The sequence below is a fragment of the Amycolatopsis nigrescens CSC17Ta-90 genome (assembly GCF_000384315.1).
Lineage (GTDB): Bacteria > Actinomycetota > Actinomycetes > Mycobacteriales > Pseudonocardiaceae > Amycolatopsis > Amycolatopsis nigrescens.
In genome coordinates this window covers 6,395,446-6,410,890 of sequence record NZ_ARVW01000001.1, presented here as the reverse complement: position 1 = coordinate 6,410,890, position 15,445 = coordinate 6,395,446, and the positions used below count along the sequence as shown (strand labels likewise).

Genomic DNA, 15,445 nt, shown 5'->3' with positions numbered 1-15,445 from the left:
AGAATTGTGCTACATAGTTGCTACAGGCCGAGTTCGTCCGGGTCCGCGCCGGTGCGGCCGCCGCACTCCAGGGTCGCGATGGCGGCGATGTCCTGGCTGTCCAGCTCGAAGTCGAACACCTCGATGTTCTCGGCGATCCGTTGCGGGGTAACGGATTTCGGGATCACCACATGGCCCATCTCGAGGTGCCAGCGAAGCACCGCCTGAGCCGGGGACTTGCCGTGCTTGGCGGCCACGGTGCGGATCACCTGCTCGCCCAGCAGGTCCCCGCCACGTGCCAGCGGGGCCCACGCCTCGGTGACGATCCCGTGCTCCTGGTGGAACCCGCGCAGCTCCGGCTGCTGCAGCTTCGGATGCAGCTCCACCTGGTTCACCGCGGGCACCACGTCGGTCTCGTCCAGCAGCCGCCGCAGGTGCGACTGCTTGAAGTTCGACACCCCGATCGCCCGCGCCCTGCCGTCGGCGAGGATCTTCTCCAGCGCCCGCCAGGTCTCCACGTAGCGGTCTTCGCTCGGCACCGGCCAGTGGATCAGGTAGAGGTCCACGTAGTCCAGGCCCAGCTCGCGCAGGCTGGTGTCGAACGCCCGCAGCGCCTGGTCGTGGCCGTGCTCGGTGTTCCACAGCTTGGTGGTGACGAACAGCTCCTCGCGCGGCAGGCCACTGGCCCGCACCGCGGACCCGACCCCGCGCTCGTTGCGGTAGAGCGTCGCGGTGTCGATGCTGCGGTAACCGGCCTCCACGGCCGCACGCACGGCGCGCTCGACCTCTTCGTCGCTGATCTTGTAGACGCCGAAACCGAGGGTGGGCATCCGGACGCCGTTGTTGAGCTCGATGGCAGGGACCATTACCGCAACGTAGCCGCCGTCGCCGGCTCCGGCAGCGCGGGCAGCCGGACGACCACCGAAAGCCCCCCGCCGACCACGGGCTCCGCCGCCACCGCGCCGCCGTGCGCGTGCACCGCGGCCCGCACGATGGACAGCCCCAGCCCGGCACCGGAACGCGCGGTGCGCGCCACCCCGGCCCGGCGGAACGGTTCGAACAGCTCGGCCACCGCGGCCGGATCGATCAGGCCGCCGGAGGACCGGACCCGCAGCATCGACCAGCGCGCGTCGGCCTCGGTGCGCACCTCGAGCCAGCCGCCGGTCACGTTGTGCCGGACGGCGTTCTCCAGCAGGTTGCCGGCCACCCGCTCGAGCAGCGCCGGGTCGCCGATCGACGGGGCCGCCACGGTGTGGAACTCGGCCCGGATCCCGCGGTCCTCGGCCTCGTCGCGCACCGCGCGCCACGCGCTGGCCACCACCGCGGCCAGATCCACCGGCTCGGTCAGCACCAGCCCGGCGCCGTCCGTGCGGGCCAGCAGCAGCAGCGACTCGACCAGCTGACCGGCCCGGCCGGTGGCGTCGCGCACCACCGCCGCCATCCGGCGCAGCTCGGCCTCGTCGGCCTGGTCGTCGGACAGGGTCACGTCCAGCTCGGTGCGGATCACCGAAAGCGGGGTGCGCAGCTCGTGGCTGGCATTGGCGACGAAATGGCGCTGCGCCTCGAAAGCGGCCTGCAGCCGGTCCAGCATCGCGTCGAAGGTGCCGGCCAGCTCGGCCAGCTCGCCGGTGGAGCTCAGTTCGCCGATGCGCTCCCCCATCGACTCCACGGACAGCCGCCGGGCGGTGCCGGTGATGTCCCGCAACGGCCGCAGCACCCGCGAGGTCAGCGTCCAGGACAGGATGGCGGTGGCCGCGACCACGAAGCAGAACGCGATCGCGCCCGCCACCAGCACCTTGTCCCTGGCGTGCTGGCGCAGGTGCTCGGCGAGCACCGAAGCGTCCACGTCCACGCCGTCCACCCGCACCGGGGTGCCCGATGGCAGCTGGGGCACCGCGGCCACCGAGTCGCCGACCAGCGACCAGGCCAGCCAGAGCAGCACCAGGCTGACCCCGGCGGCCAGTGCCGTGGCCAGCAACGTGATCCGCGCACGCAGGCTGCGCGCGGGAAACAACCCCGGGGGGCGCCTCACCCCGTTTTGGTGCCCGAGTCTGGCACCCGGTAACCGGAACCCACCACGGTCTCGATGATCCCAGGCTCGCCCAGCTTCTTGCGCAGGGTCATCACGGTGACCCGCACGGTCGTGGTGAACGGGTCCGCGTTCTCGTCCCAGACCCGCTCCAGCAGCTCCTCGCTGCTGACCACCGAGCCGTTCGCGGAGAGCAGCACCTCGAGCACGCCGAACTCCTTGCGGGTCAGCTCGATCGGGCCGCTGCTGCGGCGCACGGTCCGCTTGGCCGGGTCCAGCCGGACGTCACCGGCGGTGAGCAGCGGCGGCGCGGCCGGGGTGGCCCGGCGGCCGAGCGCGCGCACCCTGGCCACCAGCTCGGGGAAGGCGAACGGCTTGGCCAGGTAGTCGTCCGCACCGAGGGACAGCCCGGACACCCGGTCGCTGACCGCGCCGCTCGCGGTCAGCATCAGCACCCTGGTCAGCTCACCGGAGGCGACGATCTCCTTGCAGAGGTCGTCGCCGGACATCCCGGGCAGGTCGCGGTCCAGCAGCACCACGTCGTAGCGGGTGACGGTGGCCTTCTCGTGCCCGTCGTCACCGTTGAGCGCGACGTCAACGGCCATGCCTTCCCGGCGCAGGCCGCGTGCGATCGCCTCGGCGAGTGGCTCTTCGTCTTCTACTACCAATATCCGCACGTCATCAAGGTGCCACAGTTTCCTGAGAACGACCTGACACGGTCGCGAACCCGGTTCAGTCTTCCCACCGCAGGGCGAACCACAGCTCCATCCTGGTCTCCGGGTCGGCCAGGTCCACCCCGAGCGCGCGCTCGACCTGGCGGATGCGGTGCCGCACGCTGTTGCGGTGCACGCCAAGCGCGGTGGCCGTGCGGTCCCAGCCGCCGTGGCAGGCCAGCCAGGCGCGCAGGGTACGCACCAGGTTGGCGTCCGGGCGGGTGCGATCGAGCTCACGCAGCGGAGCCAGCACCCTGGCCGCGAACCCGACGGCGGCCTCCGGCGCGACCACGTCGGCGAGGCCGAGCCCGGTCTGCGCGCGCACCGGCCGTTGCAGTGCCCTGGCCCTGGCCAGCAGCGCGTCCAGCTCACCGGCGGCGGCCACCAGCCGGTCCGCGCGCACCGGGCCGCCGGCCACGGCCAGCCAGCCGTGCGCGCGCAGCTGGTCCAGCCAGGCACCGCGGGCATCGCCCACGCCGGCGCCGACGATCGCGGTGAAGCCGCCGTCCTCGCCGAGCCGGACCAGCGGGGTGCCCAGCCGCGCCCGCAACCAGTCGTACCCGGCCTCGGTCGCGCCGGGGCCGCGCCGGTACGGAACGCCCGCGACCACCCGGTATTCGCCCTCGACCAGCAGCTCGGCCAGCACCCGGTCCTGGCCGGCCCGGCCAAGCAGCAGCCCGGTGGCCGCGGCGCCGAGCCGCGCCAGGTCCGGCCCCGCCGTGGCGACCAGGCCGAGCAGGGCGGCCCCGACCGCGAGAATCACCCGATCGGTTCCGTCGAACCGCCGGGTCCGCCCGGCCACCAGCAGCTGCGACGCGGTGGCCTGCGGATAGACCGGCTGCGCGACCACGAAAACGCCGCCGTCCAGTTCGGTGGTGGCGGTGCGGATACCGCTGCCGCCGCGCAGGGTGGCGAGCAGATCGCGCACCTCCGCCGGTAGCGGCGTCGGCGCACCGCGTTCGACGGCGAGTTCACCATCCGCGCCGACCAGCGCGATCCAGCCGTCCAGCCGGTCGGCGAGCGTGCCGGCGAGCTCACCGAGGCCGTCGCCGGCCGCCCTGGTGAGCGCCTCCCGCGCCTCGGTGACCCGGCGCTGTTCCCGCTGGTTCGCCTCGGCGATCGCGACCGCGACCGCCCGGCTGATCGCCAGGAACGGGGTCTTCGGCTGGGCGACCAGCAGGGGCAGGCCGTGCCGGGCGCAGGCGCGGCGCAGCGAGTCGGGCAGCCGCTCGTGCAGCGACGGCGTCACCCCGAAGCCGAGCGCGGTGATCCCGCTGTCGCGCAGGCGACGGACGTAGGCGTCCACCTCATGCGGCCCGGACGGCAGGTTCACCCCGGCGGTCAGCAGCAGTTCCGCGCCGAGCAGGTAGGGCGCTGGGTCCCGCAGCTCGCTGACGTGCGCCCAGCGCACCGGCTGGTCGAGCGCGCCGGGACGCACGGTCTCCGGGATCACCCGCAGGTCCAGCTCCGAGTTGCCGGCGACGGCACGTAGCGGCACGTTCACCTCGGTGACGACCGGTTCGGGATTCGTGGTCACTATGACCCCATTCAGGCTCGAAACTGGTCGGATTATCCAGAATCCGCGAGCGGAAAGCGAACCTACGGTGGCCCGAACAGCTCCGGACAAGAGGAGGACACCGTGGCCGGTGACTTCGCGGTGATCGCGGCCTACATCGCCGGAATGATCGGGATCGGCTGGGCCGGGCTGCGGCTGGCCAAGACCAGGTCCGACTACCTGGTGGCCGGCCGGCGGCTGGGCTGGTTCATGTACTCCGGCACGATGTCCGCGGTCGTGCTCGGCGGCGCGTCCACCATCGGCGGGGTCAAGCTCGGCTACACCTACGGCGTCTCCGGCGCCTGGCTGGTGATCACCATCGGGCTCGGCATCCTGGTGCTGCACGCGGTGTTCGCCAGGCGGCTGGTGAAACTGCGCGTGTACACCGTCGGCGAGATGCTGGATCTGCGCTACGGCGGCTCCACCACGGCGATCTCCGGGGTGGTCATGTGGGTCTACACGCTGATGCTCACGGTCACCTCGACGCTGGCCTTCGCGACGATCTTCAAGGTGCTGTTCGACGTGCCGAGCGTGGCCGGTATCGCGATCGGCGGGTCGATCGTGGTGCTCTACTCGGTGCTCGGCGGCATGTGGTCGATCACGCTCACCGACATCGCCCAGTTCGTGATCATGATGATCGGCATGCTGGCCATCCTGCTGCCGGTGGCGATCAGCTCGGCGGGCGGATTCGAGGGGATCGGCGAACGGCTGGACGCGAGCTACTTCTCCTTCACCGCCATCGGCGGCGAGACGATCTTCACCTATGTCCTGGTGTACGGCTTCGGGCTGCTGATCGGCCAGGACATCTGGCAGCGGGTGTTCACCGCGCGCACTCCCCGCGTTGCCACCGGCGGCGGCATCCTCGCCGGGGTCTACTGCCTGGTCTACGCGGTGGCCGGGGCGCTGATCGGCACCGCAGCGAAGGCGCTGTACCCGAGCCTGGCCTCCGCGCAGGACGCGTTCGCCACCGTGGTCGAGGACCTGCTGCCCACTGGCCTGCGCGGGCTGGTGCTGGCGGCGGCGCTGTCCGCGCTGATGTCCACCGCGAGCGGCGCGCTGATCGCCTGCTCCACGGTGAGCACCAACGACCTGCTCGGGAAACTGCGCCGCAAGGACGGTTCCCGACTGTCCGAATCGGACTCGGTGAACCGGAACCGGTTGACCACGCTGGTACTCGGCGTGCTCGCGATCGGGATCGCGATGGTGGTGACCGACGTGGTGAACGCGCTGACGGTGGCCTACAACGTGCTCGTCGGCGGCCTGCTGGTGGCCATCCTCGGCGCGTTGCTCTGGAAGCGCGGCACCAGGGCCGGGGCGCTGGCGTCCATGGTCACCGGTTCGGTGGTGGTGATCGTGTCCATGATCACCGAGGGGATGGACGCGAACGAACCGATCTACTACGGCCTCGGTGCGAGCCTGGTGGCCTACCTGCTGGGCAGCCTGCTCAGCCCGCGCACCCCGGCGGACGTGCTGACCGCCTGGGACGAGCGGCTGCACGGCCAAGACAAAGCCGTCGAGCCATTGAGTACCTCGTGAGTGGAAAACGTTGCCGGAGCAACACTTTTCACTCACGACCCCTGACGCGACGAAGGAGCGGATTTTGAGCGAGCAGCCCGTTGGCCCGGTGGATTCGTCGAAGGTGCCCCGGTTCGCCGGGTTCGCCACCTTCGCCAGGCTGCCGAGGGCGGACCAGGTCGAGCGCGCGGACGTGGCGGTGGTCGGCGTGCCCTTCGACGCCGGGGTCTCCTACCGCCCCGGCGCCCGGTTCGGCCCGGCCGCGGTCCGCGAGGCGAGCCGGCTGCTGCGGCCCTACCACCCCGAACTGGACGTCTCGCCGTTCGCCACCAAGCAGGTGGTGGACGCCGGCGACATCGCAGTGAACCCGTTCAACATCGGCGAAGCGATCGAAACCCTGCAGCAGGAGGCGGAGTCGCTCACCGCGGACGGCACCAGGCTGGTCACCGTCGGCGGTGACCACACCATCGCGCTGCCGCTGCTGCGGGCGGCGGCGAACCGGCACGGGCCGGTCGCGCTGCTGCACTTCGACGCGCATCTGGACACCTGGGACACCTACTTCGGCGAGCCGTACACGCACGGCACCCCGTTCCGGCGGGCCTCCGAGGAGGGAATCCTGGACACCAGCGCGCTTTCCCACGTCGGCACCCGCGGCCCGCTCTACGGCAAGCGCGACCTCGAGGAGGACCGGCGGCTCGGCTTCGGCATCGTGACCTCCGGGGACGTGCTGCGGCGCGGGGTCGCCGAGACGGTGGACGCGCTGCGCCAGCGGATCGGCGACCGGCCGCTGTACGTCTCGGTGGACATCGACGTGCTCGACCCGGCGCACGCGCCCGGCACCGGAACCCCGGAGGCGGGCGGCATGACCAGCCGTGAGCTGCTGGAGATCCTGCGCGGACTGGCGGGCTGCAACCTGATCGGCGCGGACGTGGTGGAACTGGCGCCCGCCTACGACCACGCCGAGATCACCGCCATCGCCGCGTCGCACGTGGCCTACGACCTGGTGAGCCTGCTCAGCCTCGGTACTGCCCGATGAGCCGGATCGGCGGCGACCTGGTCGTGGAAACCCTGCGCGCGCTCGGCGCGGACACCGTGTTCGGCCTGCCAGGCCAGCACGCGCTCGGCCTGTTCGAGGCCCTGCGCAGGGCTCCCGGCCTGCGCCTGGTGAGCGCGCGGGTGGAGAACAACCTGGCCTTCGCCGCGGACGGCCACGCCCGCGCCAGGCTTGGCCTCGATCCGACCGGTCCGGTGCCGGTCACCCCGATGATCGTCTCCACCGGTCCTGGCGCGCTGCTCACCCTGTCCTCGCTGCAGGAGTCCATGGCCGCGTCGGTGCCGGTGCTCGGCATCTCCAGCCAGGTCCCGGCGGCCGGGCTCGGCGGCGGTCGGCACGGCTACCTGCACGAGCTGCCCGACCAGCAGGCCAGTTTCCGCGACGTGGTGAAGTCGGTGCATCTCGCCCGCACGGCGAGCCAGATCCCCACCGCGCTGCGGGCCGCCTGGGAGAGCGCGGCGACCGCACCGTACGGCCCGGTTTGGGTGGAGATCCCGCAGGACGTGCTGCTCGCCCCGGTCGCGCTGCCGGCGATCAGGTCGGTGCCCGCCGCGCCCGCGCCGCTGAAGCCGTTGCCGGATCTGGTGGCGGAGGCGGTGCGGCTGCTCGACGGAGCGGTGAACCCGGTGATCCTGGCCGGCGGCGGGGTGGCCAGGGCGGGCGCCGGCGCCGAGCTGCGCGCGCTGGCCGAAGCGCTGCGGGCGCCGGTGCTGTGCACCTTCGGCGGCAAGGGCGCGTTCGGCTGGGACCATCCGCTGTCCGGGCAGGGCTGGCTGGAGGACTGGCACAGCACCGAGTTCCTGGCCGGCGCCGACGTGCTGCTGGTGGCCGGTTCCGGGCTCGGCGAGCTGTCCAGCAACTACCACCGGTTCGCGCCGCGCGGCAGGGTGATCCAGATCGAGGCGGACCCCGGCAAGCTGGAGTCGAACCATCCGGCGCTCGGTATCCACGCCGATGCCAGGCTCGCACTGGCCGAGCTGGCGGCCGGGGTCACCGCCCGCGCGGCCGACGGGAAGGCTGAAGCGGCGGTCGCCGAGCTGCTGGCGAAGGTGCGCGCGAGGCTGGCCGGGCAGTCCCTCGACCTGGAGCAGCGCGTACTGGCCGACGTCCGGGCCGCGCTGCCGCCGGGCACGCCCAGCTTCTGGGACATGACCATCCTCGGCTACTGGGCCTGGTCGGCCTGGAACGCCGACGGCGCGCCGATGCACACCGCGCAGGGTGCCGGCGGGCTCGGCTACGGCCTGCCCGGCGCGCTCGGCGCGGCGGCCGCCACCGGCGGGCCGGTGCTCGCGGTGTCCGGGGACGGTGGCGCGATGTACGGCCTCGGCGAGCTGGCCACCGCCGTGCAGCACGGGCTGGACGTCACCTGGCTGATCGTGGACGACGGCGGTTACGGCATCCTGCGCGAGTACCTCACCGGCGCCTTCGGCCACACCACCGCCACCGAGCTGGCCAGGCCGGACTTCGTGGCACTGGCCAAGGCTTTCGGCATCGACGCTAAACTGTCCTCTGTGGACGATATCGGCGCCGACCTGGCCGCGGCCCTGCGCGCACCGGGGCCCAGCGTGGTGGTCCTGCCCGCTTTGCTGCGCATGTTCGCCCCTACCCATCTGGAGAACTGACGTGACTGTAGGAAACTTCGTCGACGGCAAGGAGACACCGGCCGTGAGCGGGCGGACCCTGGACCTAACCGACCCCCGCACCGGCGAGGTCTTCGGCACCAGCGTCCTTTCCGGACAGTCTGATGTGGACGCTGCACTGACCGCGGCGGAGCGGGCGTTCGCAGGCTGGCGGCGGAGCACGCCCGCGCAGCGCCAGCAGGCCCTGCTCGGAATCGCGGACGCGCTGGAACGCCGGGCCGACGAGTTCGCCGATGCCGAAGTGCGCGAGACCGGCAAGATCCGCCAGGTGGTGCTGGCCGAGGAGATCCCGGAAAGCGTGAGCGCGCTGCGGTTTTTCGCCGGTGCCGCCAGGTTGCCCGAAGGCAGCGCCGCCGGAGAGTACGCGCCGGGGCACACTTCGGTCATCCGGCGCGAACCGATCGGGGTCTGCGCGCAGATCGCGCCGTGGAACTATCCGCTGATGATGGCGATCTGGAAGATCGCGCCCGCGCTGGCCGCCGGGAACACCGTGGTGCTCAAGCCCGCCGAGACCACCCCGAGCAGCGCGGTGCTGCTGGCGAAGACGGCCGCGGAGTTCCTGCCGCCCGGCGTGTTCAACGTGCTGTGCGGGGATCGCGAGACCGGCAGGGCGCTGGTCCGGCACCCGATCACCGAGCTGGTCTCGATAACCGGTTCCACCAGGGCCGGCATCGACGTGGCCACGGTGGCCGCGGCCGACCTCAAGCGGACCCACCTGGAGCTCGGCGGCAACGCGCCGCTGCTGGTGTTCCAGGACACCGACCCGGCGGACACCGCGGCCGGGATACTCGGCGCGGCCTTCTACAACGCCGGGCAGGACTGCACCGCGGGCAGCCGGGTGCTGGTGCACGAGTCGATCCACGACGACCTGGTCGCCGAGCTGTCCGCACAAGCCGCGCGGTACCGGCCCGGCACCGACTTCGGGCCGCTGAACAGCGCGGCCCAGCTCGACCGGGTCCGCGGCCTTGTCGAGCGGCTGCCCGCGCACGCCAGGGTGCGGACCGGCGGCACGCGCGCCGGCGACCACGGGTTCTACTTCTCCCCCACCGTGATCTCGCACCTGCGCCAGTCCGACGAGATCGTGCGGGAGGAGATCTTCGGCCCGGTGGTCACCGTGCAGAAGTTCGCCGACGAGGCCGAAGCGCTCGCGCTGGCCAACGGCGTGCCGTATGGCCTCGCGTCGTCGGTGTGGACCAGGGACCACTCCCGCGCGGTGCGGGTCTCCGCGGAGCTGGACTTCGGTTGCGTGTGGGTCAACACGCACGGCCCGCTGGTCGCCGAGATGCCGCACGGCGGGTTCGGGCACTCCGGCCACGGCAAGGACCTGTCCGCGTATTCGCTCGCCGAGTACACCAGGGTCAAGCACGTGATGACCCGGTTCGAGTAGCGGCGCCGGCAATTCTGACGGAACAGGCCGAAAAGCTGACCAATGCGTTAAGCAAACTAATCTAATGACGCCCGCGCGCGCATTGCTGACATTCACCGGCGCGTCGGCAGAGTTTCGTCGACAAGCGCCAGATTCCGGCGTTCATTTGATGTTAAGATCTTCCCGGAAGTGGTCCTGTTCACTCCGCGAACCCCCGCTTCCGAGAGAACGCTTTACTTCCGCTGACACAGGCCAAACCGCAGCCATGGCGCGGGTAAAACGGCACTGAACCGCGAGCAGCAGTCCTTTACCAACAGAAAACCCGCCCCGATCCGGGCGCGCCACCGCACGTTCTCAGCATCGGAGAACGGGGTACCGTCGTCGTTGTAAACGAGATTGCGCCGGTGTTACGGTCAATTTCGCAGCGATTACCCGCAGCACCAGCCTCCGTCTCCGAAAAGCCATTCGGCAGCAGAATCTCCGAAACAATGCCCGGCCACCCACCGGGCGTATTCGACCTGCCTTCGAAAGGGTGACGAACAGATGCGCCTGCTCGCCGTGGCCGGGCCCCCGTGCTGACCGTGCCCCCCGGTACCGCCACCCTCCGCGGTGCGACGTTCGCCGTCCTGGCCTGCCTGCTGTGGGGCCTGGACGTGTTCGTTCCCTTGCTGCTGCCCGGTTTCGGCGCGATGACGATCGCCGCGAGCCGGTTCCTGGCCTACGGGCTGGTCTCCCTGCTCATCCTCGCCGCACGCGGCAGGTTGTCACTGGTGGCCGGTTACGGCCCGCGGGTGCTCGGCCAGTGCCTGCTGCTCGGCGCGGTCGGTGAGTTCGCCTACTACGTGTTCGTGGTGCTCGGCGTCAAGTTCGTCGGCGGGCCGGTGGTGGCGGTGATCATCGGCATCCTGCCGGTCACGGTGACCGTCTGCGGCGGCAGCGAGGAGCTGCCGGTGCGGCGGCTCGCGGTGCCGATCACGCTGATCCTGTCCGGGGTGCTGCTGGTCAACCTCACCGAGATCGACTGGCGGGAGGTCGGTTCGCACGGGCCGGCCGGGCAGCTGCTCGGGGTCGGCTGCGCGATCGCCGCACTGGCCATGTGGACCTGGTTCGCGGTGGCGAACGCCCGCTTCCTGAACCGCAACCCGCAGGTGTCGGCGGCCGACTGGTCGGCGATGCTCGGCGTCGCCACGCTGGTCCCGGCCGCGGTCACCGCGCCGTTCGTGCTCGACCTGAGCGCGCCGGGCGGCCAGCTGGCCGGGCTCGCCGCGGGTGCGCTGGTACTGGGCCTGGCGGTGTCCTGGCTCGGCACGGTGTTCTGGAACCGCGCCTCCCGCGGCCTTTCCGTTTCGCTGCTGGGCCAGCTGATGGTCTTCGAGACCATCGCGTCGCTGACCTACATCTTCCTGCACGCCGGCACCGCCCCGCCGCCGGTCGAGGTGGCCGGCATCGCGCTGGCCGTCATCGGCCTGAGTCTCGGCATCGGGATCCACCAATCAACGCACAAGAAGAAGGAAGTCGGCTGATGGAGTCGTTTCTCCGGGAGTTGATCGGCCACGGCGACCAGGACGCCGTCTGGCTCAAGGCACAACAGGACATCACCTACCGGGCCCTCGGGCGCCAGGTCGACGAGCTCGCGCACACCTTCCGCGCGCACCGCATCGACGGCGGCCACGCCGTACTGGTCGACGCGCGGACCCATTTCACCGCGCTGTGCGCCGTTTTCGCGCTGTGGGCGGTGGACGCGCAGGTGGTGCTGTCCGCGCACGGCCTCGACCCGCACGAGGTGGCCCGCGCCAACGGGGCCCGCTACCGGCTGTCCTTCGGGGTGTGCCGCGACGCCTCGCTCGCCGGCACCGAGGTGGTGGTGCGCCCGCAGGCGATGCCGCTCGGGCCGCGCTCGGCCGACTGCCTGGTGGTGCTGGAACGCGACGGCGGCCGCCGGTCCTGGTCCGCCGCGGAGCTGCTCGCCGAGCTGCGCGAGCGCACCCGGCACGTGCCCAGCCCGCGCCAGGAGTCCTTTTTGGACGCCGGTGGCGCGCACACCGCGGCCGGCGTGTTCGTGGACACGGTACTGACCTGCACCTACCGCGGCGGCTGCCTGCGGACCCCGCACCACCAGCTCACCCCGATTGGAGTTTGACCCGTGACGTCACCTTTCGCACTCGCCGGCGGGATCAGCGGCCCGCACGAGAACCTGCACCCACTGCTGACCGTGGTCGTCGACGCGCTGGCCAAGGGCGCCGCCACCCGCGGCGGCCCGATCCCGGCCGGCACCCCGGCCGAGATGGACGCGCTGGTCCGCCGCACGCTCGGCGACCCGGCGCCCGGCACCGGAACCGGCGCGACCGAGGCGCTGCGCACGCTCACCGAGCTGCTCGCCCGCGGCGCGGCCGACCCGGCGGACCCGGCCTGCGCGGCGCACCTGCACTGCCCGCCGCTGGCCGTTGCCGTCGCCGCCGAGCTCGCCGCCGCCACCCTGAACCAGTCGCTGGACTCCTGGGACCAGTCGCCCGCGGCGTCCGCGATGGAGCCGCTGGTCATCCGGGCGCTGGCCGGGCTGGCCGGCTACCGGGGACCGGCCGCGGACGGGGTGGTGACCAGTGGCGGCACCGAGTCCAACCTGATGGGGCTGCTCTTCGCGCGCGACCACGCCCTGCGCGCGCACCGGAACGTCGACGCCAGCCGCAGCGGGGTACCGGCCGACGCCAGGCCCGCGGTGTTCTGCTCGGCTTCGGCGCACTTCTCGGTGGCGCGCAACGCGGGTTTCCTCGGCCTCGGGGAGGACTGCGTGGTGCCGGTGCCCACCGACGAGCTGCACCGGATGCGCCCGGACGAGCTGCGCCGCGCGATCGCGGCGGCGGTGGGCGAGGGCCGGCTGCCGATGGCGATCGTCGCCACCGCGGGCACCACCGACCTCGGCGCCATCGACCCGCTGCCGGAAATCGCCGTCATCGCAAGGGAAAACGAGGTCTGGTTCCATGTGGACGCGGCCTTCGGCGGCGGCGCGCTGTTCTCCGACCGGCTGCGGCCACTGCTGCGCGGCATCGCGGAAGCCGACTCCATCGGGCTGGACCTGCACAAGCTCGGCTGGCTCCCGGTGGCCGCCGGGGTGTTTCTCAGCCGGGACGCCGCGCGGTTCTCGGTGATCGACCGCCGGGTGGAGTACCTGATCAGCGACGACGACCACGACGCCGGTTACCCCAGCCTGCTGGGACATTCACTGCGCACCACCCGGCGGCCCGACGTGTTCAAGCTGGCCGTCACCCTGCGCGCGCTGGGCACCGAAGGGCTGGGCCGGCTGGTCGAGCGCTGCCACGAACTCGCCCGCTACGCCGCGTCGGAAGTTCGGCTGCGCCCGCGGCTGAAGCTGCACAGCACACCGACCCTGAGCACCGTGCTGTTCCAGTTCTCCACGCCCGTGCACGCCACCGACACCGCCGAGCGCAACCGGCTGAACTCGGAGCTGCGGCGCGACCTCCTGCGCACCGGGACCGCGGTGATCGGGCGGACCGAGTTCGACGGCGAGGTGTGGCTGAAACTCACCCTGCTCAACCCGCACACCACCGAACGCGACCTCGACGCCCTGCTCGACTCGGTGGCGCAAGCGGGTGAACGGCTGCTGACCGCCGACCCGCTACCGGCCGTGCTGGCCTGAGACCGGCGCGAGCTCAGCTTTCGGTGGAGCTGGGCTCGCGCTGGGGTTCGCCGATCAGGCCGGCCGCCCAGCCGGTGACCCGCCGCGCCACGTCCTGTGCGGTAAGGCCGATCCCGGCGAGCACCTCCTCGCGCGAACCGTGCGCCAGAAACCGCTGCGGCACCGCGAGATCGCGCAACGGGACGTCGCAGTCGGCGTCGCGGAGCGCGGCGGCCAGCGCCGAGCCGAAGCCGCCGTGCCGCCCGCTGTCCTCGACGGTGACCACGAGCCGATGCCGGCCGGCCAGCTCGACCAGCTCCGCGGGCACCGGCAGCACCCAACGCGGGTCCACCACGGTCACCCCGATGCCCTGGTCGGCGAGCCGGTCCGCGGCGGCGAGGCCCAGCGGCGCGAAGGCGCCCACCGCGACCAGCAGCACGTCCGGCTCCACCCCGGCGCGCGGCCGGTGCAGCACGTCCACGTCGCCGATCCGCTCCAGCGCCGGCACGGACTCGACCACGGTGCCCTTGGAGAACCGCAGCACGCTCGGGCCGTCCGAGATGGCCACCGCCTCCCGCAGCTCCTCGCGCACGGTCTCCGCGTCGCGCGGCGCGGCCACCCGGATGCCGGGCACCATGCCGAGCAACGACAGGTCCCACATGCCGTGGTGGCTTGGGCCGTCCGGGCCGGTGATGCCGGCCCGGTCGAGCACCAGGGTGACCGGCTGCCGGTGCAGCGCCACGTCCATCAGCAGCTGGTCGAAGGCGCGGTTGAGGAAGGTCGAGTAGACCGCCACCACCGGGTGCATACCGCCCATCGCGAGCCCGGCCGCGGAGGTGACCGCGTGCTGCTCGGCGATGCCGACGTCGAACCAGCGGTCCGGGTGCGCCTCGGCGAACTTGTGCAGCCCGGTGGAGCGCAGCATGGCCGCGGTGATCGCGACCAGGTCCGTGCGCTCGTCGCCGAGCCTGGCCAGCTCTTCGCCGAAGACCGCGGTCCAGCTCAGCCCCTTCTTCGGCTTGGGCAGCCCGGTGTCCGGGTCGATCGGGTCGGTCTGGTGCATCTGGTCGGCCTCGTGGTTCACCGCGGGCGGGTAACCGTGGCCCTTCTCGGTGACCGCGTGCACGATGACCGGGCCGCCGAACGCCTTCGCGCTGTGCAGCGCCTTCTCCAGCGCGACGAAGTCGTGGCCGTCCACCGGGCCGAGGTACTTCAGGCCGAGGTCGGAGAACATCATCTGCGGGCTGAGCGCGTCCTTGATGCCCGCCTTCGCGGCGTGCAGCGCGGCGTAGAGCGGCTTGCCCACCACGGGGGTGTGCTGGAGCAGTTCGCGGCCACCGTCGAGCAGCCGCTCGTAGCCGGGCTGGAGGCGCAGCGAAGCGAGGTGGTCGGCGAGACCGCCGATGGTCGGCGAGTACGAGCGGCCGTTGTCGTTGACCACGATGACCACCGGGCGGCCCGGCTCGGCGGCGATGTTGTTCAGCGCCTCCCAGCACATGCCGCCGGTGAGCGCGCCGTCGCCGACGACCGCGACGGCGTGCCGTCCGCCGCCGGAGAGCTGAAAGGCCTTGGACAGCCCGTCCGCATAGGACAGCGCGGTGGAGGCGTGGCTGTTCTCCACGAAGTCGTGCTCGCTCTCCGCGCGAGCCGGGTAACCGGTGACGCCGCCGAGCTGGCGCAGCTTGTCGAACTCGTGGTGCCGGCCGGTGATGATCTTGTGCACGTAGCTCTGGTGCCCGACGTCCCAGAGGATCGGGTCCTGCGGGGAGGAGAACACCCGGTGCAGCGCGATGGTCAGCTCGACCACGCCGAGGTTCGGGCCGAGGTGCCCGCCGGCCAGGCGCACCTTCTCGACCAGAAAGTCGCGGATCTCGTCGGCCAGCAGGGGCAGCTGATCCTGATCCATTCGCTTCAGGTCGGCCGGTCCCCGTACCGAATCCAGCAACGTCACACTCCACCT

Annotated in this window: 12 protein-coding genes; 7 read left to right on the top strand and 5 right to left on the bottom strand. The window is 71.9% G+C overall.

Features of this window, described 5'->3' with window-relative positions:
• Positions 1-20: 20 nt before the first annotated feature.
• The 4 genes from AMYNI_RS0130545 to AMYNI_RS49850 are packed head-to-tail and all read right to left on the bottom strand — an operon-like array spanning position 21 to position 4,258.
• Positions 21-845, bottom strand: coding sequence for an aldo/keto reductase (locus tag AMYNI_RS0130545; RefSeq protein ID WP_020671898.1), 825 nt, complete (start codon positions 843-845; stop codon positions 21-23).
• Positions 845-2,011, bottom strand: a complete 1,167-nt coding sequence (locus AMYNI_RS0130540) for a sensor histidine kinase (protein WP_026361148.1) — start codon at positions 2,009-2,011, stop codon at positions 845-847. The genes AMYNI_RS0130545 and AMYNI_RS0130540 overlap by 1 nt, the downstream gene beginning before the upstream one ends.
• Positions 2,008-2,685 carry a response regulator transcription factor gene (locus AMYNI_RS0130535; RefSeq protein WP_026361147.1) on the bottom strand — a complete coding sequence of 226 codons (678 nt, stop codon included), beginning with the start codon at positions 2,683-2,685 and terminating at the stop codon, positions 2,008-2,010. Before AMYNI_RS0130535 ends, AMYNI_RS0130540 begins: the two co-directional genes overlap by 4 nt.
• Before the next feature lie 55 nt (positions 2,686-2,740).
• Positions 2,741-4,258, bottom strand: coding sequence for a PucR family transcriptional regulator (locus AMYNI_RS49850; RefSeq protein ID WP_020671895.1), 1,518 nt, complete (start codon positions 4,256-4,258; stop codon positions 2,741-2,743).
• A gap of 102 nt (positions 4,259-4,360) precedes the next feature.
• On the opposite strand from AMYNI_RS49850, the gene AMYNI_RS0130525 reads away from it, so the two are divergent.
• The 7 genes from AMYNI_RS0130525 to AMYNI_RS0130495 all read left to right on the top strand — a co-directional run bounded on the left by AMYNI_RS0130525 (position 4,361) and on the right by AMYNI_RS0130495 (position 13,506).
• Entirely contained in the window at positions 4,361-5,812 is a 1,452-nt protein-coding gene (locus AMYNI_RS0130525) for a sodium:solute symporter family protein (protein ID WP_020671894.1), read from the top strand.
• 64 nt (positions 5,813-5,876) lie between these two features.
• Positions 5,877-6,827 (top strand): agmatinase, encoded by a 951-nt coding sequence (gene speB, locus AMYNI_RS0130520; RefSeq protein ID WP_026361145.1) that lies wholly within the window; start codon positions 5,877-5,879, stop codon positions 6,825-6,827.
• The gene (locus tag AMYNI_RS0130515; RefSeq protein WP_020671892.1) at positions 6,824-8,467 is read left to right on the top strand and encodes a thiamine pyrophosphate-binding protein; all 1,644 of its coding nucleotides are present in this window, start codon (positions 6,824-6,826) and stop codon (positions 8,465-8,467) included. Before speB ends, AMYNI_RS0130515 begins: the two co-directional genes overlap by 4 nt.
• 1 nt (position 8,468) lies before the next feature.
• Complete coding sequence (locus AMYNI_RS0130510; protein WP_040406080.1) at positions 8,469-9,872, top strand: aminobutyraldehyde dehydrogenase; 1,404 nt, start codon at positions 8,469-8,471, stop codon at positions 9,870-9,872.
• A gap of 560 nt (positions 9,873-10,432) precedes the next feature.
• The gene (locus AMYNI_RS0130505; RefSeq protein ID WP_169515781.1) at positions 10,433-11,374 is read left to right on the top strand and encodes a DMT family transporter; all 942 of its coding nucleotides are present in this window, start codon (positions 10,433-10,435) and stop codon (positions 11,372-11,374) included.
• Positions 11,374-11,991: an AMP-binding protein gene (locus AMYNI_RS0130500; RefSeq protein WP_020671889.1), complete on the top strand. Its 618-nt coding sequence runs from the start codon at positions 11,374-11,376 to the stop codon at positions 11,989-11,991. Before AMYNI_RS0130505 ends, AMYNI_RS0130500 begins: the two co-directional genes overlap by 1 nt.
• 3 nt (positions 11,992-11,994) lie before the next feature.
• Positions 11,995-13,506: a pyridoxal phosphate-dependent decarboxylase family protein gene (locus AMYNI_RS0130495; protein ID WP_020671888.1), complete on the top strand. Its 1,512-nt coding sequence runs from the start codon at positions 11,995-11,997 to the stop codon at positions 13,504-13,506.
• 13 nt (positions 13,507-13,519) lie between these two features.
• Here the strand turns inward: AMYNI_RS0130495 and dxs are convergent, their stop codons facing one another.
• A complete protein-coding gene (dxs, locus tag AMYNI_RS0130490) occupies positions 13,520-15,436 on the bottom strand; it encodes a 1-deoxy-D-xylulose-5-phosphate synthase (protein WP_026361143.1) in 1,917 nt (638 codons plus the stop codon).
• Positions 15,437-15,445: the final 9 nt, after the last annotated feature.